Source organism: uncultured Flavobacterium sp., assembly GCF_937967675.1.
GTDB lineage: Bacteria > Bacteroidota > Bacteroidia > Flavobacteriales > Flavobacteriaceae > Flavobacterium.
Genome location: NZ_CALBSN010000090.1, coordinates 1 through 21,605 on the forward strand (window position 1 = coordinate 1; position 21,605 = coordinate 21,605).

The 21,605-nt window shown below is 31.9% G+C and carries 18 protein-coding genes; 4 read left to right on the forward strand and 14 right to left on the reverse strand.

Annotated features, from left to right (window positions below):
* The 3 genes from Q0075_RS06220 to Q0075_RS06230 form a co-directional block, all read right to left on the reverse strand.
* The coding region (locus Q0075_RS06220; RefSeq protein ID WP_297868755.1) for a hypothetical protein at positions 1-858 on the reverse strand (858 nt) is incomplete at its 3' end.
* A 9-nt stretch (positions 859-867) separates the two neighbouring features.
* The gene (locus Q0075_RS06225) at positions 868-1,485 is read right to left on the reverse strand and encodes a hypothetical protein (protein WP_291106443.1); all 618 of its coding nucleotides are present in this window, start codon (positions 1,483-1,485) and stop codon (positions 868-870) included.
* On the reverse strand, positions 1,482-1,964 hold the full coding sequence (locus Q0075_RS06230) for a T9SS type A sorting domain-containing protein (RefSeq protein WP_291106445.1): 483 nt from the start codon (positions 1,962-1,964) through the stop codon (positions 1,482-1,484). The genes Q0075_RS06225 and Q0075_RS06230 overlap by 4 nt, the downstream gene beginning before the upstream one ends.
* Positions 1,965-2,218: 254 nt before the next feature.
* On the opposite strand from Q0075_RS06230, the gene Q0075_RS06235 reads away from it, so the two are divergent.
* From Q0075_RS06235 to eptA, 3 genes are all read left to right on the forward strand, one after another.
* On the forward strand, positions 2,219-3,427 hold the full coding sequence (locus tag Q0075_RS06235; protein ID WP_297868756.1) for an AraC family transcriptional regulator: 1,209 nt from the start codon (positions 2,219-2,221) through the stop codon (positions 3,425-3,427).
* A gap of 210 nt (positions 3,428-3,637) precedes the next feature.
* Positions 3,638-4,465 carry a phosphatase PAP2 family protein gene (locus Q0075_RS06240; protein ID WP_297868757.1) on the forward strand — a complete coding sequence of 276 codons (828 nt, stop codon included), beginning with the start codon at positions 3,638-3,640 and terminating at the stop codon, positions 4,463-4,465.
* Positions 4,446-5,975, forward strand: coding sequence for a phosphoethanolamine--lipid A transferase EptA (eptA, locus tag Q0075_RS06245; RefSeq protein ID WP_297868758.1), 1,530 nt, complete (start codon positions 4,446-4,448; stop codon positions 5,973-5,975). The genes Q0075_RS06240 and eptA overlap by 20 nt, the downstream gene beginning before the upstream one ends.
* A 1,121-nt stretch (positions 5,976-7,096) precedes the next feature.
* Here the strand turns inward: eptA and ribB are convergent.
* The 11 genes from ribB to Q0075_RS06300 form a co-directional block, all read right to left on the reverse strand.
* On the reverse strand, positions 7,097-8,230 hold the full coding sequence (gene ribB, locus Q0075_RS06250; RefSeq protein WP_297868759.1) for a 3,4-dihydroxy-2-butanone-4-phosphate synthase: 1,134 nt from the start codon (positions 8,228-8,230) through the stop codon (positions 7,097-7,099).
* A gap of 4 nt (positions 8,231-8,234) precedes the next feature.
* Positions 8,235-9,701 carry an LptF/LptG family permease gene (locus Q0075_RS06255; protein ID WP_297868760.1) on the reverse strand — a complete coding sequence of 489 codons (1,467 nt, stop codon included), beginning with the start codon at positions 9,699-9,701 and terminating at the stop codon, positions 8,235-8,237.
* A gap of 10 nt (positions 9,702-9,711) precedes the next feature.
* Entirely contained in the window at positions 9,712-10,380 is a 669-nt protein-coding gene (locus Q0075_RS06260) for an outer membrane lipoprotein carrier protein LolA (RefSeq protein ID WP_366798246.1), read from the reverse strand.
* Positions 10,367-12,883 carry a DNA translocase FtsK gene (locus tag Q0075_RS06265; RefSeq protein ID WP_297868762.1) on the reverse strand — a complete coding sequence of 839 codons (2,517 nt, stop codon included), beginning with the start codon at positions 12,881-12,883 and terminating at the stop codon, positions 10,367-10,369. The genes Q0075_RS06260 and Q0075_RS06265 overlap by 14 nt, the downstream gene beginning before the upstream one ends.
* A gap of 33 nt (positions 12,884-12,916) precedes the next feature.
* Positions 12,917-13,291 (reverse strand): diacylglycerol kinase family protein, encoded by a 375-nt coding sequence (locus Q0075_RS06270; protein ID WP_291106460.1) that lies wholly within the window; start codon positions 13,289-13,291, stop codon positions 12,917-12,919.
* Between the two features lie 66 nt (positions 13,292-13,357).
* Complete coding sequence (gene tpx / locus Q0075_RS06275) at positions 13,358-13,855, reverse strand: thiol peroxidase (protein WP_297868763.1); 498 nt, start codon at positions 13,853-13,855, stop codon at positions 13,358-13,360.
* Between the two features lie 64 nt (positions 13,856-13,919).
* Positions 13,920-14,564, reverse strand: coding sequence for an alpha/beta fold hydrolase (locus Q0075_RS06280; protein ID WP_291106464.1), 645 nt, complete (start codon positions 14,562-14,564; stop codon positions 13,920-13,922).
* Positions 14,565-14,566: 2 nt separating this feature from the next.
* On the reverse strand, positions 14,567-14,893 hold the full coding sequence (locus Q0075_RS06285; protein WP_291106466.1) for a hypothetical protein: 327 nt from the start codon (positions 14,891-14,893) through the stop codon (positions 14,567-14,569).
* A gap of 5 nt (positions 14,894-14,898) precedes the next feature.
* Entirely contained in the window at positions 14,899-16,158 is a 1,260-nt protein-coding gene (locus Q0075_RS06290; RefSeq protein WP_297868764.1) for a dihydroorotase, read from the reverse strand.
* On the reverse strand, positions 16,155-18,080 hold the full coding sequence (locus Q0075_RS06295) for a BatA and WFA domain-containing protein (RefSeq protein ID WP_297868765.1): 1,926 nt from the start codon (positions 18,078-18,080) through the stop codon (positions 16,155-16,157). The genes Q0075_RS06290 and Q0075_RS06295 overlap by 4 nt, the downstream gene beginning before the upstream one ends.
* A 164-nt stretch (positions 18,081-18,244) precedes the next feature.
* The gene (locus Q0075_RS06300) at positions 18,245-19,591 is read right to left on the reverse strand and encodes a DEAD/DEAH box helicase (protein WP_297868766.1); all 1,347 of its coding nucleotides are present in this window, start codon (positions 19,589-19,591) and stop codon (positions 18,245-18,247) included.
* Between the two features lie 150 nt (positions 19,592-19,741).
* Between Q0075_RS06300 and Q0075_RS06305 the strand changes: the two genes are divergently transcribed.
* On the forward strand, positions 19,742-21,568 hold the full coding sequence (locus tag Q0075_RS06305; protein ID WP_297868767.1) for a hypothetical protein: 1,827 nt from the start codon (positions 19,742-19,744) through the stop codon (positions 21,566-21,568).
* The last annotated feature ends 37 nt before the right edge of the window (positions 21,569-21,605 follow it).

The window sequence follows — 21,605 nt, forward strand, 5'->3', positions numbered from 1 at the left end:
TGTTGGGAATTTTGTGTTAGTAGCGTCAGCTAAAGTAGCGTCAGTAGATTTGTTAATGGCATCTTCTTTAAGTGCGATAGCGGCATTTGCAGCAGCTTCGTTAGCGTCTACATCGGCTTGAACAGCAGCTATAGCAGTAGTAGTGTTATTAGTAACCGATACCACTTGACCGTCTACATATGTTTTAACAGCTAGTTCTGTTGGGAATTTTGTGTTAGTAGCGTCAGCTAAAGTAGCGTCAGTAGATTTGTTACTACTATTTTCTTTTGTATTTAAAGCGTTTTGAGTAGCTGTACTAATTGGTTTATTTAGATCGCTAGTATTCTCTACTTGGTCTAAACCTAAATTAGTTTTAGCTTCTAAAATAGTAGTTCCGTTTGTTCCTCCATTTTCAATAGTAACTACGCCAGTAATATTGGTAGCATTTGTAGCATTAAAACTGTTGTAAGAAAAAGGAACAACAGAGAATGGTTGGTTACTAATTTCTTCAAAATTAGAACAGTTGCCAGATATATCTAATCGAACCACTAAACTTTTTATCGTAGTGTTCCAGTTGATATTGTTAAAAGAACTGGCATAACCGTCTACTTGATTTCCAGAGCCTATAAGTAAATTTACCATTCCAAATTTATCTGTTTGTGTGGTAATATTCTCCACATACTCTGATTGATTGCTGTTATCTACAATTGCAAATTGAAGACATACATTTTTAAGCGCTAAAGGCACATTAGTATTATTAACCCCAGGATTTGCATCGCCATTAGGTTTATAAATAACTGCTTGATAGGTTATACCATTTGTTTGAGCGTGCAACAAAGGTGTAACAGAAAGCAAGAATAATAATAGTATCTTTTTCATAAAATAGAATTAATGATTTATAGTAAAATGGATACCTAATAAAATTTGATTGGTTTTAAAGGCTAATTTTTCATTAGTATTATTTGAGGTATTAATCGAATATAAATATCCATAGCCTAAACTAATGAACCCCACATTATTTAATTTGTAATTAGTGTGAATACTTCCAGATGCTCCTACAAATAATCCAGAGAATTCTTTTTGTTTTATAAGGTCGAAAATTTCACCATCTGTATTTTGTTTACCGTAAATAATGGTTGATAGATTAATACCACCTTTAGCTGTAAGGCTAAAGAAAGAAGATATTTTGTGATTGTACTGTATGCTTGATTGAGCACCAAGATATTTAGTATTCCATTCATATGAATTTGCGGCATTACCTGCTACTGCATTGAAATTATTGAGAGTAACAGCAAATGAGTACATGAAATCTTTGTTTCGAATAGGTATAGCGTATCCTATTTCATAAGTAGTTCCAGTACCACTTTGTAATTTAGTAGACATGGATTGTCCGTTTGTTTCAAATTCATATTTTGTAAAATTATTTCCCATATTTAGGTATAATTCTTGGGCAAAAGAATTTGAAATGAAAAGGATTGTTAAGAAGAATAGTAATTTTTTTCTCATTGTGTTTTCAATAAATTAATTGTGTAATAGTAATTTTTAGTAGCAACTTTTACAATGTATTTTCCGTCGGCAAAATTTAAATCATTAAGTGTTAAAGTTGTTTCGTTTAATGAACTTTCCTTAGCATAAATGATTCTGCCTAATACATCAAAAAATGTGATGCTTACGTTTTCATTAAGTGGTTTTGAAAACTGAAAGTTTATCCTATTTATAAATGGGTTTGGATAAACGGTAATTTTAATATCGTTAGCTAGCGTAGCATTGGTACTCATTTTAAGAGCAGATTGTTGGAAACCTTGTTCTACTCGAATTTGGTTATTTGAGTAACTTCCAATTACACTTTGCTGTCCGATAGATTGTCTGACTGCAATGCCACTTTCTAAAAGGACATTTTGCCCTTGACTGGCCACCATTTGATGATGAAGTTCTTGAGCGCTTGCAGTAACACTTAAAAGTAGTAGTGCGATTTTTTTTACCATATTTTGTAATTTGTATGCAATTTACGATTCGCTTCATTTTAAAAAAGGGAGTGTAGATTTTGAAATAATTTTTATGAACTTTTAATAACAATTTTTAATGTTTTAGTAACGGATTTTTTAAATTGTATGTATAGAATAGTTGTTGTTAAAAACAATTAGTACAAAGAAAACTTTTTATATCTTTACATGATTAATTATTTTTTTTCCCCTAAAGAACATATTTTTTTTGAGTATTAATTCTTTATAATCTAAGTATGCTTGAAAATTTATTTGTCTTCTCAACAGGTTTGATAGGGTTATTAGCTATTGCTCAAATTTTTATACGTTTTAAATCAAATTATATAGCTAACGTATATTTAATTTTGATTTTTTCGATAATTGTAGTTCGATTTTTGGTTATTGGATTTTTAAGTTTGTTTAATCCTTTATATCTTAATATAATTTTAAATAATTATAATAATGTTTTGATTATAGTTATTCCTTTAACCTTTTTATATTTTAATAATTTAGTTACAAATCGAAAAAAGATAATAACTTCTGATGCTTATCATATGGTTATACCATTAGCATTTATAATTATTGATTTTTTAGATGATCATCAACTCTTAGCAATACCATTTAAAAATCGTATTTTTCTTTCTTTTTTTCTGATTTATATTGTTTTTTATATTGTATATAATTACGAAATTTTGCGTAGAGGTGTTTGGAGTAAAAGCAGTCCAATTTCATTTATAAATAAGCAAAATAAAATAATTAAGAAATGGACTATTTTTTTATTTTCTTTATTATTTTTAATGGGTCTTCGATTGATGATTTCATTGTTTTTAGAAGTAACAAATAATCATTATGAATATGGAAGGTCTTTTATTTGGATATCATGCAGTATTTGGTTGTTTATTTTTTTACGGATATTAATTTTTCCTGAAGTTCTCAAAGGATATTTGTATCATAAAGTAGATATTTCTTCATCAGAGAAAGTTATCACTATATCAACAATGTGGAAAAGAGATGAAGGTTTTGTCATAACAAATGTTCAGGATTTAAAATTGCAAAAAAAGATAATTAATTTATTAGAGGGATATAAAGATACGCTTGATGATGTTAAAAAGCATTCTAAATTATTTAGAGATGCAAAAATTTCATTAGGTGATTTAGCATATAAACTTGATATTCCTAAAAGCCATCTTACTTTTCTTTTTAAATATTATTCAGAAATTTCGTTTTCAGATTTTAAAAAGGCTGTTAGAATTGAGGATGCATTAGGATTAATAGATGAAGGTTATTTGAGTCATAACACATTTGATTCTTTAGCAAGATTAGTTGGTTTTGCTTCTTACAATCCTTTTTATACAAGCTTTAGAGAAATTGTAGGAGTAACTCCTCAGGATTATTATAATAATTATGAGCACTATAGAGTGCATTATCAAATTCGTAGTTTTCGAGATAATTTATCAATTACATAAAAAAACGCTCAAGTTATCTTGAGCGTTTTATATTAATAATTTATGTAATCTGTAATTTCTAAGCCGTATTGAAATATATTTCAGTGGGTATTTTTTACTCTTTAATTTAGAATGTTAGTTTTTTAAATATAAATTAAGATATCATTAATTTTTATAAAAAAATGTAACTATTTTGATTTTTTTTTATTTTTAACGAATTAATTATTTAAAATGAACGAAGTCGTAATTACCAATTTTAATAAAATAAATCCTAGATTATTTTTATTTCCATTTTTTATCATTCTAATTCTAGTTTTATTTTTTTTAATGAATGATGCCTTTAGTGTTCAAGGTTATGTAGCAATTCAAAAGGATTGGTTTTATGTTTTGAATCATTATTTTGGAAAATATGAGGCAACTGCTTTTAATTTGACGCAATTAGGTGATGCTTCTATATTTTTATCTTTTTTAATTTTATTGGTAATTTATGCACCTAAATTTTGGGAATCGTTGTTATCTGCTTTGCTAGTTTCTGCAGTTTTATGTAAGTTTTTAAAAGAGTTGTTTTCAATACCTAGACCTGCCGAAATTTTAAATAAGGATAGTTTTATTATTGTAGGAAGAACCTTAGATGGTTTTAGTAGCTTACCCTCTGGACATACCGTTACCGTTTTTACGATTTTAACTATAATTCTTTTTGCTTTTATGCCAAAAAAAATCATATATAAAGGCATTTGGATTTTTCTTCTACTTGGTTTTGGGTATTTAATTGGATTATCTAGAGTTGCAGTTGGAGCTCATTTTCCTTTTGATGTTTTAATAGGAAGTCTTATTGGATATTGTTCAGGGGTGTTAGGAATACTAATTACTAGAAGATATAAAATTTGGAACTGGTTTTGTTTTAAGAAATTTACTCCGCTATTTATTATTGCTATTATTGCCTGTTGTGTTTCCGTTTCAATAAAAATTTATTATGAAAAAAGTTTAGTGTTTTATTTGGTATTAATTAGTTTATTTGTGGCTCTTTATAAATTTATTTATGTTTACATTAAAAAATAACTTCAAGATTCTCCCTTTTATTTTAATTATCAGTTGTCTTAACTTCTTATTTTTTCATATTCCTTTTTTTAATTTTGTATTTGAAAATATCAATTACAAAAGCCTTAGTGGTTTTTTTGTGATAACGAGTTTGGTAGTACTCATGATATTGTTAAATGCTTTTGTGTTTTTTTTACTTTTATTTTTATCACAACGAATAGGGAAATTTATACTCGTATTATTCTTTTTATTTAATTCCATTGCTTTTTACTTCGTTTCAACCTATGGTATAATTATAGATGAGAGTATGATAGGTAATGTATTGAATACCAATTATGAGGAGTCGAGCAGTTATTTTTCATTAAAATTGGTACTTTATCTTATTTTCTTGGGAGTTTTACCAAGTTATTTGATTGTTAAAAGTAAAATTGAAAGTGTATCACTAAAGCAGTTTTCGATACTATCATCGCTTACCTTATTGTCTGCCTTGTTTTTGGTTTTTGTTAATGCAAGTAATTGGTTATGGATTGATAAGAATTCAAAAAAGTTAGGAGGATTAGCAATGCCTTGGTCGTATGTAGTAAATACGTCTCTTTTTTATATTCATCAACATAAAAAAAATGAGAAGGAAATTTTACTTCCAGATGCAAAAATTAAGGATAATGAAAAAGCAATTGTAGTTTTAATCATTGGAGAATCGGCTCGAAGACAAAACTTTTCTTTATATGGTTACAGTAAAAACACAAATCCATTGTTGTCTAAAACTCAAAATTTATTCCATTTTGATGCCAATTCTAGTGCCACTTACACAACTGCAGGTGTAAAAAGTATTTTAGATCACAAAGAGACAAATGATTTGTATGAAATTTTACCTAATTACTTATATCGTAATGATGTAGAGGTTATTTGGCGTACTACCAACTGGGGTGAGCCACCTGTGCATATTAAAAATTATCAGGATAGAGCATTTTTACAAGCTAATTGTAAAGAAGATTACTGCCATTATGATGAAGTTCTTTTAAATGGATTAAAGGAACAGATATTAGCCAGTAAAAAGAATAAAATTTTGATTGTATTACACACAAGTACGAGTCATGGTCCTAGTTATAATAAGAAATATCCACCTCAATTTGAAGAGTTTACACCTGTTTGTCAAAGTGTAGAATTAGCAAATTGTTCTCAAGCCGAACTTATAAATGCATATGACAATACTATTGTGTATACCGATTATATTTTACATAAAACCATTGAATCATTAAAGCAATTAGATTCTTTTAAAAGTACTATGCTTTTTGTTTCTGATCATGGAGAATCTTTGGGAGAAAAGAACTTATACATGCACGGAATTCCTATGAGTATTGCGCCAAAAGAGCAATATGAAATTCCTTTTATTGTATGGGTGTCAGATTCGAGTAAAAAGAAAGTAAAAAAGTTAGAAACTTTATCGCAATACAACGTTTTCCATAGTGTTTTGAATTTTTTACATATTGAGAGTCCGATATACAATGAGGAAATGAATATTTTTGAGTAGTAATGGGATGGGTGATGGGGAAGTAAAAAGGGAAAAGTAAAAAGGAAAAAGGAAAAAGGGAAAAGGGAAAAGGAAAAAGTAAAAAGGGAAAAGGGAAAAGGGAAAAGTAAAAAGGGAAAAGGGAAAAGTAAAAAGGGAAAAGGGATTAGAAAAAGAATATATCTAACAAGTACATCTTTTTGTCATCTGCGTTCTAAAACAATGGCAAGGGCAAGTTCAAAAATCAAATTCAAAAAGGAAACGTTTTGTGTGAAACTTAACCACAAAGGGCACAAAGAAAGCACTACGAGTACAAAACCACTGTGGCTATTTGTTTTAATAAAATATCACTCATACAAGAGATGCTTATCAGCATGACAAACTATGCGGTTTGGCTTATGTGTGAACTATGAAAAGTGAAACGACCTAATCTTCAAACTAAAAATCACCACGAAGTAAATCTATTGTGCTTATGTGTTTTAAAAAAAAATCCGTGACCACCAGCGTTCCGCCTAGGCGGACCCGTTTTATCCGCGTTCCAAAACAAGTAAAACGCTCTGTGTAGCTCTCCCAACGCAATACACTTCAAAAGAAACTCGGTGTTGCTCGGTGTAAAACACTATGTAACAAACTATCACTTATCCAAGAGATGCTTAACAGCATGACAAACTATGCGGTTAGTCTTATGTGAACTATGAAAAGTGAAACGACCTAATCTTCAAACTAAAAATCACCACGAAGTAAATCTATTGTGCTTATGTGTTTTAAAAAAAAATCCGTGACCACCAGCGTTCCGCCTAGGCGGACCCGTTTTATCCGCGTTCCAAAACAAGTAAAACGCTCTGAGCAACTCTCTCAACACAATACACTTCAAAAGAAACTCGGTGTTGCTCGGTGTAAATTGTAACGCAAAGTCAATAAGTTTTTCACAAAGTACGAAAAGATTATTTTTAAAATTTCTAAAATTTCTTCAATCTGTGTTCCAAAATAAAAATCATAAATCGTTAATCTTCAATCTTCAATCACTTATCCAAGAGATGCTTATCAGCCTGACAAGCTGTGCGGATATTATTATGTGAAATGACAAACTGTGAAGTGCGTAATATTTCAAAAAAAAGCCCCAAAAATTGGGGCTCTCTATACTAATAATTTACATAATCTGTGATTTCTAAGCCGTAACCTATCATACCCACTCTTTTGGTAGGTGCTGAGCTATTGGAAAGTAATTCGATTTTGGTTATGTCTAAATCATGAAGTATTTGAGCTCCAATACCGAAATCTTTAGTGTCCATTTTAATTTGTGGAGCACGCATTTCTCCATTGGATTGCAACACTTTTAATTCGGCAATACGATCTAATAGTTCTAAGGATTTTACCTCTTGGTTGATAAAAATAATAGCTCCTTTTTCTACTTCATTAATTTTACGGAAAATATCGTCAAGTTTTTTATCGGTTGTATCGGTAAGAGTACCTAAAATATCGTTGTTTACTTGAGTCGTATTGATTCGGGTTAATACGGGTTCGCCTGCATTCCAAGTCCCCTTTGTTAAAGCAATATGCACTTGCTTATTAGTGGTTTGTAAGTAAGCACGCATTCTAAAAGTTCCAAATCGAGTTTGAATATCGAAATCTTCTTTTTTCTGGATCAAACTATCATGTTGCATTCTGTAAGCAACTAAAGCTTCGATAGAAACTAGTTTTAAATTGAATTTTTTTGCTACGTCAACTAATTGAGGTAAGCGTGCCATAGTGCCGTCTTCGTTCATGATTTCAACGATAACACCTGCGGGTTTGAATCCTGCTAAACGAGCAAAATCAATGGCAGCCTCTGTATGACCTGTTCGTCTTAGTACACCACCTTGTTTTGCAATAAGGGGAAAAATATGTCCAGGGCGGGCTAAATCATAAGGTTTTGTATTGGGATCAATTAAAGCTTGTATGGTTTTAGCTCTATCAGAAGCAGAGATACCTGTTGAAACGCCATTTCCTTTTAAGTCTACTGAAACAGTGAATGCAGTTTCCATGTGGTCAGTATTATTACGCACCATTGCATGTAAATCAAGTTCTTTACATCTAGATTCAGTCAGAGGAGCACAAATTAAACCTCTACCATGAGTAGCCATAAAATTAATCATTTCGGGAGTTACTTTTTCAGCTGCTGCTAAAAAATCTCCTTCATTTTCTCTGTCTTCATCATCTACTACTATGATTACTTTTCCTTGACGGATGTCTTCAATAGCCTCTTCAATAGTATTGAGTTGTATGTTTTTTGACATAATTTTAGTTGTTGTCAATGTTAGTTTGTGTTATTTTATTAAAAAGCTTTTTAAAAGGTTCAGTTAACCAGTCAAAATTCACCATGATACCAATGTCATTTGTAGCTCTATAAGTAAGTATAATAGCAAATGGCGTCATTAAAATAGAAGCCAACCAAGCTCCTAAAAAAGGAGGAATACTATCTTGTTGGGCAACTTTACGACCAAAGGTGTTGATAAAATGGAAGGTTATAAAAATTAAAATTGCAAATACAATAGGGAGTCCTAGTCCTCCTTTACGAATGATTGCCCCTAAAGGTGCACCTATGAAGAACATAAGTAAACAGGAGTATGCAATTACAAATTTGTCATGAATTGCCAACCAATGATTATTGATATTTTTTATTTTGTCTTCTAGGTCTATTTTGTTAGAATGTATGTTAAATTCTATACTTGCTACATTACTTTTAGCCATTTCTATTACTTGTCTTTTTTCTGAATCGGATAAAAGTGCCAGAATATCTTTTTTGTAATTTCCTTTAGTTGTATTTATTTTTTGGTTTTCAATAGAAGAAGTTGTCTTTTTTTTGAAAATGATTTCATTTCTTACTATTACGTTGTTTGCATAAGACAATACATCTTTGTTGTAGCTTTTTTGTAGTGAATCTAAAGTGTAATTTAATTCAAGAGCCGTAAGCATTTTTTCTGATGTAATGTTTCCTTCTTCTATTTCAGAAGTATTCAGTTTGGTCAAATCGATATTGATAACATATTTTTTGAAACTACTTTTTGCAAAAGGAAGTCGTTTGCGTTCATTGTAATTTTTAGGATGAATATCTTCATAATAATACCCATCGTATAATTCTAATTGTAGGTAGTTTGAATCATCTTCGCTTGTTAAAATTCCTCTTTTTGCTTTAATGATGGTATTAGCGCCTAATCCCATGTTATTGTTTTTAACATGCATGGTTACTCCTTCTAAAAACTCACCATTATCGCCTGATTTTTTATCTACTTTAATGTTTGAAGTGCCAATGGTATTGAATTGCCCTTCAGCAATAGCCATTGCAGGTTTTTGTTGCACTATATTTTTACGAAGATTTATAAACCGGAATTGTGCATCAGGTATTACATTATTTGCAAAAAAGAACGATACAAAAGACAAAATTCCAATGGTAATCGTTAGCATTTTCATTGCGCGTTGTAGAGAAATACCTGATGATTTCATAGCGGCAAACTCATAATTTTCTGCAAAACTACCAAATGTCATAATTGATGCCAAAAGTACCGATAGAGGTAAAACCATTGGCACAATGGTGGGTGCATAAAATGAGAGGAATTTAACTATGGTAAAAAAATCTAAATCTTTACCAGCTAATTCAGCGATGAATAGCCAAATGCCTTGGAGAACGAATATAAAAAATAAGATTACAAATACCGAAGTAAATGTAATCATGAAGGATTTAATAATGTATTTATCTAAGATTTTCACCCGAACGAAATTAGTCTAATTTATTGATGTAATAATTAGGATATTTTGATTTGGTAAAGGTAAAATGATTTTTTGATAAAGGCTGATTCGTTTTAAAAGAATTAACAGTTAATGTGGTTTTTGTTCCATTTTTCCCCACTTCAATTACCGTGTAGATGTGTTTTGTTTGCACATCAATACCTACTAAAATTTCTTTTCTTTGATCTTTACTGCTGTAAGGAGTTAATTTTACATATTGAATTTTTCTTCCTTTTACATTTTGAAGAATATCCCATGAATATTTATATCCCGTATTAAAAAAGGTTAGCATTTTGTTTGGAGAAATGGCATTATCATCTTTTTCATCAAAGTTTGCAACTGTAATTTCTTCATCTTCAGGTACAATTGTATATACTTTTTTTCCATCGAAAATCTTAGTTACTCCCATGAAATTTAAGTTGTATAAATTCCCTTGAAGAGCAACATTTCCTTTGCTCTCTTGGTTGATATTTTCTTTAGGATTATTCAAAGTATATTTAAAGTCAATCACAATATTATCATACGATTTTATTTTTGCAGAAACTTCATCAAGTAACTCTTTTGCTTTTTTAGCATCTTGAGCTTGAAGAGAAAAACCGATGAAAAGTGCAATTGCAATTTGTAAAAAACGTGTCATTTTAAAATTATTAGTTTTGTTCATTATTTAAAAAGTGTTCCAAGGCAATTAAATCAGGTATTAAAACGGAACGGGCTTTACTACCTTCAAAAGGTCCTACAATACCAGCAGCTTCTAGTTGGTCAATTAAACGACCTGCTCTGTTGTAACCTAATTTGAGTTTACGTTGTATTAAAGAGGCACTTCCTTGTTGTGCAGTTACTATAACTTCTGCTGCTTCTCTAAACAAAGAATCTCTTTCCGATATATCAATATCAAGTTTTATGCCACTTTCTTCTCCAACATATTCTGGAAGTAAATAGGCTTCAGGATAGGCTTTTTGAGAACCAATAAAGTCACAAATTTTATCTACCTCTGGTGTATCTACAAATGCACATTGTACACGAGTAATGTCGTTTCCTTGTGTATATAACAAATCACCTCGACCTATTAATTGGTCGGCACCTTGACTATCTAAAATAGTTCTTGAATCAATTTTAGAGGTTACACGGAAGGCAATACGTGCTGGGAAATTGGCTTTAATAATACCTGTAATTACGTTTACCGATGGACGTTGTGTAGCAATAATCAAGTGAATTCCAATAGCACGCGCTAACTGAGCTAAACGAGCAATTGGTGTTTCTACTTCTTTACCGGCTGTCATAATTAAATCGGCAAACTCGTCGACTACTAATACAATATAAGGTAAAAAGCGGTGTCCGTTTTCTGGATTTAATTTGCGGTTTCTGAATTTTTCGTTGTATTCTTTAATGTTACGCACCATGGCATCTTTAAGCAAAGAATAACGGTTGTCCATTTCAATACATAGTGAATTTAACGTATTGATTACTTTAGTGTTATCGGTAATAATAGCATCGCCACCATCTGGAAGTTTTGCTAAATAATGACGTTCAATTTTATTGAATAAAGTTAATTCTACTTTCTTTGGATCTACCAAAACAAATTTTACTTCAGCTGGATGTTTTTTGTACAGTAGGGATGTTAACACGGCATTCAATCCAACTGATTTTCCTTGACCTGTTGCACCTGCCATTAATAAGTGAGGCATTTTAGCCAAATCTACTACAAAAGTTTCATTAGAAATAGTCTTTCCTAAAGCGATTGGTAACTCCATTTCAGCCGTTTGAAATTTAGGAGATGCAATTACGCTTTTCATTGAAACCATAGTAGGATTGTTATTAGGGACTTCGATACCAATTGTTCCTTTACCTGGAATTGGAGCGATGATACGAATTCCTAATGCTGCTAAAGACAATGCAATATCGTCTTCTAAGTTTTTGATTTTAGAGATACGAATACCAGCATCAGGCACAATTTCGTACAAGGTTACCGTTGGTCCAACCGTAGCTTTGATTTGTGAAATTCCGATGCTGTAATTTTTTAATGTATCAACAATTTTATTTTTGTTTTCTTCTAATTCGGCTTGGTTAATGGTAATGCCTCCAGAAGAATACTCTTTTAATAAATCGATAGGAGGGAATTGGTAATTCGAAAGTTCTAATGTTGGGTCAAATAGTCCAAAATCTTGTACCAATTTCGCTGCTAAGTTTTCTTCCACTACTTCTTCCTCCGCCACTTTTTCAATTACAAAAGCATCTTCATTTACAAATTCTTCTTGAGGAATGCTTCTATCTTCGATAGAAAAATTTTGTATTTCAGGAGTTTCAACTTTTGGTTTAGTATCTAATGTTAGCTCAGAAGCAGTTGCAATTGTAGGTTTTAAAGCTTCTTTATTAATTTCAAAATTAGAAGGATAGGTTTTCAACTCGAAATTTCCCATTTCTTCTTCGTCCTCTGTTAAGATAAAATCTTCTTTAGAAGGAGTTGTCAAAGGTAAATCAGTGTTGATTTCATCATCTTCATTCGCTTCTGCTTCTTGATTTACAGGAATTATTGTATTTACAGCAGCAATTTCTTCATTTAATTCGGATTGTGGTTTTTCAAAGACTTTAGTAAAACTCTCTGGAGACATCTTAATTTTGAAAACTAAAAATAAAACAATTCCAAACAATAGTACAAGCAGTGTTCCTGTTTTACCGATATAATCTTGTATGAAAAGATTCATTTCAAACCCTACAACACCTCCTAGTTGCGGAATATACTCCCATAGAAATCCAAATATGATAGATAGGAAAATGATGAGATAAAAATCCCAGAAAAAGCTTCTCTTTAATTTTCCTAAGGGCATATCTAAAACAAGATAAGCTCCGGTTAAGAAAAAAGTACGAATGAAAATAAAAGAGGCAATACCGAACCCTTCGTACATAAAAAAATGACCTAGATAAGCTCCAAATTTACCAAGCCAGTTTTCGGCTTTTGCATTTCGATTGCTTAATTCGGATACGATGTTTTGATCATTAAATCCTGTAACGAAATATGAAATGAACGATAGTAATAGTGCTATCGAGAAAAATAGAAGTGCTATTCCAAAAATAAATTTTTGTTGTCTGCTAAGTCCCCAAGAAAATTTTTTCTTGGTTTCTGAACTTACACTATTATCGGAGTCTTTGCTAGTTTTTTTGGTCATGTAAACGCAACAATTTTTACAAAAGTAGCGAAATTAAAACAAATATGGAAAATAAATAATGCAGCCAATAGCGATAGCAGTTAAGGCAGCAAAAAATACAGCACCAGCGGCTATATCTTTAATAAATCCAATGCGTTCATGAAAATCAGGATGGACGAAATCGGCTATTTTTTCAACAGCGGTATTAAGACCTTCAATTCCTAAGACTAAACCAAATACTAGGATTTGCATCATCCATTCAAAACGGTTAATACCTACATAGAAACCAGCAAATGTCATTAGTACCGCTAATGATGATTGCACCATTACGCTGTGTTCTGTAGTAATTAATTTTATTGCGCCTTTAACGGCAAATCCAATACTTTTTAATCTTCCTGTGAAAAGGGTTTCGTCTTTTTCGAATTTCATCTTACTTGTTTTCAATTTAATAAAATAGACCTAAAGAAGTAAATTTTCTTTAGGTCTAAATGTAATTTATAATACTGCTAAAGCCGCTTCGTAATTAGGCTCGTCTGCAATTTCTTTAACTTGTTCGGTGTGTAAAATAGTTCCTTTTTCGTCTAAAACGATTACTACACGAGAATGCAAACCTGCTAAAGGTCCGTCTGTAATTTCTAAACCATAGTTTTTACCAAAATTTCCATCTTTAAAATCGGAAAGGTTGATTACGTTTTCTAATCCTTCGGCTCCACAAAAACGTTTTTGAGCAAATGGTAAATCTCTAGAAATACATAACACTTTAGTATTAGCTAAAGCACTTGCTTTTTCATTGAATTTTCTAACCGAAGCTGCACAAGTTCCCGTATCTACACTTGGAAAAATGTTTAATACTACTTTAGAACCAGCGAAATCTGCTAAAGATGCTGAGCCTAAATCAGTTTTTACTAAATTAAAATCAGTAGCTTTTGAACCTACTGCTGGCAATTCGCCATTTGTGTGAACTGGATTTCCTCCTAATGTAATTGATGCCATAGCTTTTTATTTTTTTGTATTGCAAAAGTAACGAATAATTGGTTAAAGTTTATCTAACGATTACTTAAGATTTTTTTAATAACCAATTCTTAAAATCAAAGAAATTCTGAGGCGCTACACCATGTCCCACTGGATATTCATGGTATTCTACTTCTACACCTAAATTTTCTAAAGCTGGTTTTGCTTTTCTTGCCCAATCTACTGGAATGACTTGGTCAACCGAACCATGCGATACAAAGAATTTTAAATGAGAAATCGCTTTCGTATCGATAACTTCTGGCATAATTTCTTGATTGAAATAACCACTTAATGCCACTACTTTAGCTACTTTTTCAGGAAAGGTTAGGGCAGTAGCATAACTTAAAATGGCACCTTGACTGAAACCAATTAAGGTTACATTCTTAGCATCGATTGGATATTGTTTTACCACTTCATCAATAAAACCAGCAATAAGCTGAACCGATTGTTTCGCTTGAACATTATCAGAAAATTTATTTTCGTCGGCATCAAAATGAATCGCATACCAAGCGTGCCCGTAAGGTTGCAAATCATAAGGTGCTCTAACTGAAATTATGTAACTATCATTTGGTAATTCGCTAGCAAAAGAAAATAAATCTTCTTCATTGCTTCCATAACCGTGAAATAATATTAATAATGGATTTTTATCGTGTTTAACTTTTGGTTCTTGAATTAAGTAGTGCAAGTTCATTTTTAGAAGCTTTTAAATAATTTTTGATAGATTTCCCCCAAAAAAGGAACGATTTTCATTTCACCATTTAAACAATTGATAAAGCCATAAATCCATAGGATGAAAATGAATATCCAAAATGAAGCCGAAACCATCCAATTGTCAAAGTAACCAACGGGATATCCTAATAAAAAGAAGGTTAAGAAAATACCTAATGCTTGTCTAATGTGAAAACTAGCAAATTCACTACGATTTTCTTCTTGATTCATAAATATTGCAATTATTGACCCTACAATAGTTAAATAGCTTACAATTGCTGTTTGTTTACCTTTATTTATTTCTTCTTTCATATCGATTAATTGTTGATTATCAATTGCCCGTTGTTGTAAATTCCGATCGCTTTTCCTTTCATTTTTTGTCCTAAGAAATCCGAATTTTTAGATTTTGATAAGATGTTTTCTTTTCCAAATGTCCAATCATCTTCTGTGGTGAAAAGTGAAATATCGGCTTTGTTGTTAATTATTATTGATGGATTTTCTACATTGAAAACCAGTTTATTAGCATTTAATTTTTCAACTGCAACTTCAAATGGTAAAATCGTTAGTAAAGCACCAAAAGCACTTTCTAAACCGATGGTTCCATCCTTCGCTAAATCGAATTCTAATTTCTTATGTTCGATGTCTAATGGATTATGGTCAGAAGTAATACAATCAATCGTTCCATCTAAAACCCCTTCTACTAAAGCTTTTCTAGTTGCTTCTTCACGTAATGGAGGCAATACTTTATATCTAGTATCGAATCCCATTAACATTTCGTCGTTTAAGACTAAATTGTGAACGGCAACACTACAAGTAACTTTCAATCCTTTTGCTTTTGCTTCTTTGATTAATTTGATGCTTCCTTGAGTTGAAATCGTTGGTATATGTAATTTTCCGCCTGTGTATTCTAATAAAAATAAGTTACGTGCCACTTGCAATTCTTCTGCTAAAGCAGGAATTCCTTTCATACCAAGTTTTGTGCTTATAACACCTTCATTAGCTATTCCAACTCCTTTCAAAGTACTATCTTGACAAAAAGAAATCAACATTCCATCAAAATCTTGTACGTATTGCAACGCAATTTTTTGAAGGTTGGCATTTTGTAAGGCTTTTTTATAATCACCAAAAGCAATGGCTCCAGCGTTTTTCATGTCGAATAATTCCGCTAAATCTGTGCCTTCGCTTCCTTTGGTTAAGGCTCCGATGGGATACAAAGTTGTCGCTTGATTTTTAGCTCTGTCCAAGACAAATCGCACTTGCGCTTGATTGTCAATGGTTGGGTTTGAATTCGGTTGTAAAGCTACCGCAGTAAATCCGCTTTTAGCTGCAACTTTTAATCCGTTTTCTATGGTTTCGCGGTCTTCGTAGCCTGGTTCTCCAAAAGAAACCGAGCTGTCCATCCAACCTTGAGAAACGTGTAAATTAGGAATATTTACGACTTCAAAACCTGAAGTAGCAGTGATTTCTTTTTCTATTTGAGTTATCGTACCGTTTTCAATTTTAATGTCCATTACTTGGTTGTGAAACGGACTTGAAGCGTCGATAATTTTAGCTTGTTTTAGAATAACTTGCGTCATTTTACAAATTTTTGGATTAGTAGTTCTGTTATTAAAAATAGTAGTGTTGCGATGATAAACCATTTCCAAATTTCATTGCTTGTGCGTTCAGAAGCAATGTCGTTTAGAACGGTGGATATGTTGTTTACTTTAGTGAAATTCTCAAAATTGGCAGTCGAAACTTGCGTTAAATCGCTTTCCGTTCTTGGATAGTTGAAACTGATTTTCTTTAGCGAATTGTTCGCTTTTATCACATCAAAATTTCCTGCTTCTTCTGGATAATCGCCAAATGATAATTTACATTTGGTATTCAAAATTTGTTGCATTGGAATGAAACTATAACCATCTTTTTGAACTGAAACGACTTCGTCTTTGGCTAAAATAGTTTCTAAAATCAGGTTTTCGTTTTCACCAATGATATAAGCGTTAATTCCTGTTTTGCCTTGATTTTGTCCCATATTGTAAAAGGTTGGAACAATTAAAGGTGCATTTTGAAAGTTGCTATTTTGTTTATTAATCGGAGCCGAAAAAGCGTAAAAAGTTCCCAATCGATTGGTAGTCGAACCCACAAAAACCGAGTTGTCTTCGTATTGTAAAATGTTCGTAATTCCTGATAAAGTGAAGCTTTCTTTCACATTTGGATATTGAAAATTGCTCACTTTTTTCTCAAAAACCGTTTGGTATAACGGATGATTAAAGTTGATTTTTGTAATTTGTTTTCCAGAAGTTGAAAGTTGGGAATAATTCAATCCACCGAAGTTTTTCGCGAAAGCATTTAATAAAGAAGGTGTGTTTTTCGCATTCGGAATTAAAACAATATTGCCGCCTTTTTCGTAAAATGATTTTAAAGTCGTTCCTAAAGCAACTGGCAAATCTTCTAATTCATTTAACACAATTGCATCTTGATTTTCGATTTGATTGTAATCTAAAGTCGCCAATTCCGTACTCTGAAAATTAAATTCATCAGCAGTAAAAATGCGACTTAAGAAATTGTTTTTATCTGAATTTCCGATGGCGATTACATTTGCTTTTTCTGGTTTTGAAATGCTTAAATAGTAATCGTTGTCATAGCTTAAGCTGTTATCTTCGATATTGATGTTTCCGTGAAAATCATTTTTTGGAATGGTGATTGCAATTTCTGTTTTTGGATTTTCAAATTTAGCAATGGTTTTGGCAATCGCTTTATTGTTACTGAAAACAGAAAGTGGCACTTCATTTTCGTTTTCTCCAAAAGCTTGAAGCGTGATTTTTAGTTCGTAAAACTGATCTAAGACTTGTGAAATTACGACTTTATCAATACTGATATTGGTTTTGTTTTGTGCTTCGGGTTGGATGAAATACACCACATTATTTTCTGCTAAATTCAATGCTTTTTTGCTTTCCGATTGAATCGCATCGGTAATGATAACGTAATCTTTTTTGGTGTTTTTCTTTTTGGTTTCTACTTGATTGATCAAATAATCCAATTGAAACGGCATCGCAGAATACTTTAAATTCTGCAATTCTTTTTGAATGGATTTGATATCGGTGTCCCAAAACACTTCGGAATTCGTAAGTAATGAGAATTGTTGGTTTTCGGGTAATTCTTCTAATAAATCTTGGATGCTTCGTTTGAGTAATTCGCCTTTTGCACCTTTGGCTTGCATTGAAAACGAGTTGTCTAATAAAATGATGAGTTCGTTTCCTTTGTTTGTGGTGTCTTTGGCGTCAAAAAAAGGTTGGGCAAAAGCGATAATTAAGCAAGCTAACAACAATAGGCGAGTAGCCAACAACAACCATTTCTTGATTTTAGAACTTTTTCGGGTTTGAATTTGAAGTTCCTTCAGAAGCTTTACGTTAGTAAAATATTCTTTTTTAAAACGACGTAATTGAAATAAATGCACCAAAATTGGTATAACCAACAGAAAAAGGAAGTAGAGAATTTCTGGATGTTTGAACTGCATTTATTATTAGAATTTGTCAAAAGTACGAAATTCCATTTAGAATTTAGAAATTAGAATTCAGAAAATGTTGTATAGTATTTTTTGGAACGCGGATGACACGGATTTGAGAAATTTACACGGATTTTTTTCTGCCAACTCAAAACTGAACACTGATCACTAAAATATTATCTCTTCTTTTTCTTCTCCGCGCGTTTTCTTTCTACTGCTCGGTTTCTGGATTCTGTTTTTCTTGGAGTACGTTTTCCTGGACCGCCTAGGTTGACTTTTTTGTTTTTGTCTTTCTTTTGATGGAAAGCATCGCCACCTTCTTTTTTAGGGGTTTTTAGTAAGAACTTCATTTTTTTCTTTTCCTTTTCGAAGTCTAAATAGCGTTCTTCTATTTTTAAATCTTCTGGAATAGGAAGTTCTTTGATTTCGGTATTCATTAATAATTCTACCTCAATTTTTGGTTCTACTTCACTTGGTGAAATCAAACTTATGGCAACACCTGTTTTATCAGCACGACCTGTTCTACCGATGCGGTGCATGTATTTTTCTGGTTCTTCTGTAAATTGTAAGTTGATAACGTGCGTAATATCCGAAATATCCAAACCACGTGCCATGATATCGGTTGTAACCAAACCTCTTAATTCGCCCGCCTGAAATGCTGCCATTGTATTCAAACGGTAATTTTGTGATTTGTTTGAGTGAATGACACCAAATTGCTCTGGAAATTCGCTTTCTAAGGTTTCAGAAACTAATTCTACAATACGTTTGTTGTTTACGAAAATCAACACACGATCCATTCCTTCTGTTTCGTGAATTAAATGTTTTAGTAGATTTAATTTGGTTAAGAAATTCGGAACTTGATATACAATTTGCTCGATTTGCTCTAATGGTGTTCCGCTTGGGGCCAAGGAAACTTCTTCAGGAAAATCAAAATATTCGTCTAACATTTCATCTACTTCTTCGGTCATGGTGGCCGAGAATAAGATGTTTTGTTTTTTGCCACGCATCATAGTTAAAATGGAAGTCAATTGCGTACGGAAACCTAAGTTTAAGATTTCGTCAAATTCGTCAATGACTAATTTTTGAAGCGAATCGAAACGTAAAACACCGTCAAGCGCTAAATCCATAACACGACCTGGCGTTCCAACTAAAATATCGACACCTTCTGCTAATGCTTTTCTTTGTGTGTTGATGTTAACGCCACCATATATACCAAGCGTTCTCACACTCATATATTTTGTCAGTTTTTCAACTTCTTCAGCTACTTGAACTACTAATTCACGCGTTGGAACTAAAATAACTACTCTTGGTGATTCGTTATTTTGAAATTTCCATTGTTTTAGGATTGGTAACAAGTAAGCGAAGGTTTTACCTGTTCCGGTTTGTGCAATTCCCATTACGTCTCTTCCTGATAGAATTACAGCATGCGATTTTTCTTGAATAGGTGTAGCGTGAACAAAACCTAATTCGTCTAATGCTTTTTGTAGTGATTTTGGTAAATCGAATTCTTGGAACGTTTTCATGGGTATTAAATTTGCTGCAAAGGTACATAAACTTTTTGGAATGGTATTTGTGTCATGTTGCGAGTGAAAACTAGTTGTATTTGCTTAATTTTATTACTACTTTCGATTTTTAAACAATAATTTCGTCGAAGTTTAGTTTTTACTCCAGCTATGAAATTGAAACTTATTCTTTTTTTATGTATTTGTATGATTTCCTTGAAAGGAAACGCGCAAACTATTGAAAAAAAAAGTGATAGTGTTTCTGTCTATCAAAATATTAATGATTTATCTAAAAAAAGTAAATTTTCGAGATTTGTTTACAAGTTGATTTTTAAAGAATCTGCTTTAAAAGCGGAGAATTTGGTTCCTTTTAAGCCTAAAAAAGAGGTTAAAGTGGTCAAAAAGCATCAAGAAGGAAAGGTTATTCGCGATATTACAATTGAAACGTTAGATCCATTTGGATATTCGGTTACAAACGAAAAGAAAGTTCCAAAACACAAATTAGAGCATTTTGGTAATACCGTTCATATTAAGACAAAAGAAGTCACCATAAGAAATAGTATTCTTTTTAAAAAGTATGATAAATTAGATTCCAAATTATTGTTAGAATCAGAACGTTTGATAAGAAGCCAGCGTTATATTCGCGAAGTTACTATAGTTCCCGTTGATATTCCTAAAAATAAAGACTCCATTGATATTAAAATTAGGGTTTTGGATTCGTGGACTTTGATTCCTACAGGAACTTTATCTTCAACAGAAAGTAGTGCTAAGTTAACTGAGCGTAATATTTTAGGATTTGGGCATTTGATAAGTGGTAATGTAAAAAATCGTTTTGATACAAAAGAGCGCGCCACTTATGCGCAGTATTCTATTAATAATATTAAAAATACATTTGTTAGGTTTGACTTTAACTATGGGAATGATTTTGATAATGATAGCAGACGGAGTATTAATATCAACAGACCATTTTATTCTGTGATTGTAAAAAATGCTGGTGGTATTTATTATGAAAATCAATTGATGACGGAGCTTTTTCCACAAGGAAATGAGATAACACCCAAGCAAGTTTCCTATGATTTTCAGGAATATTGGTATGGAAGAGCCTTAAAAGTAACCCCCAAGTCAAATTCGGAGCGTTATTTTACCAATTTAATTTTAGCATTGACTTACAACGAAAAAAAATTTAATATAACGCCTAGCCTAAGTTTAGATCCAACAAGATATTTTTCAAATGAAAAGAATTGGATTGGAATGATTGGGGTTTCGAGACAAAAATTCTATCAAGATACATTTGTTTTTAATTATTACATTACAGAGGATATTCCATACGGAGAAAATATTGCACTAATCATTGGGCATCAGGAGAAAAATAGTAACTCAAGAATGTACACTGGGTTAAGTGTTTCTTATGGGAAAAAATGTTCTTTTGGCTATGCTAGTGGTTTTGCAGAATGGGGAAGTTTTTATGATGCAGGCTTAACCGAACAAACTACTTTTAGGTTGGGATTAAATTATTTTAGTCCATTAATTAATATAGGAAATTGGCGTTTTCGACAGTTTATAAAACCCACCTATGTTTGGGGAAATAACCGAGATGAATCATTTAAAGATCGTTTGACTTTACTTGACGAGGATGGCTTGCCAGGGTTTAATAATCGTTTGAACGGCACACAAAAATGGACTGTTTCTTTTCAAACACAATCGTATATTCCCGGCAGTTGGTATGGTTTTCGATTTAGTCCGTATTTCAACATGACGCTTGGTTCTTTGGCAAACGAAAAAGCTTTGTTTTCGAGTAAAGTATATTCCAAATTTAGTATTGGAGCTTTAATCAATAATGACTTTTTGGTATTTAATAGTTTTCAAATTTCATTTTCGTATTATCCAACTATTCCATTTGAGGGTGATGGTATTAATAAGATTAATTCGTTTGAGAATACGAATTTATCGCTTTATGATTTTCAATTGTCAAAGCCGGCATATATAAAATACGAATGATTTAAGTGGATGTTATAAAAAGATAGAGAGTAGCATT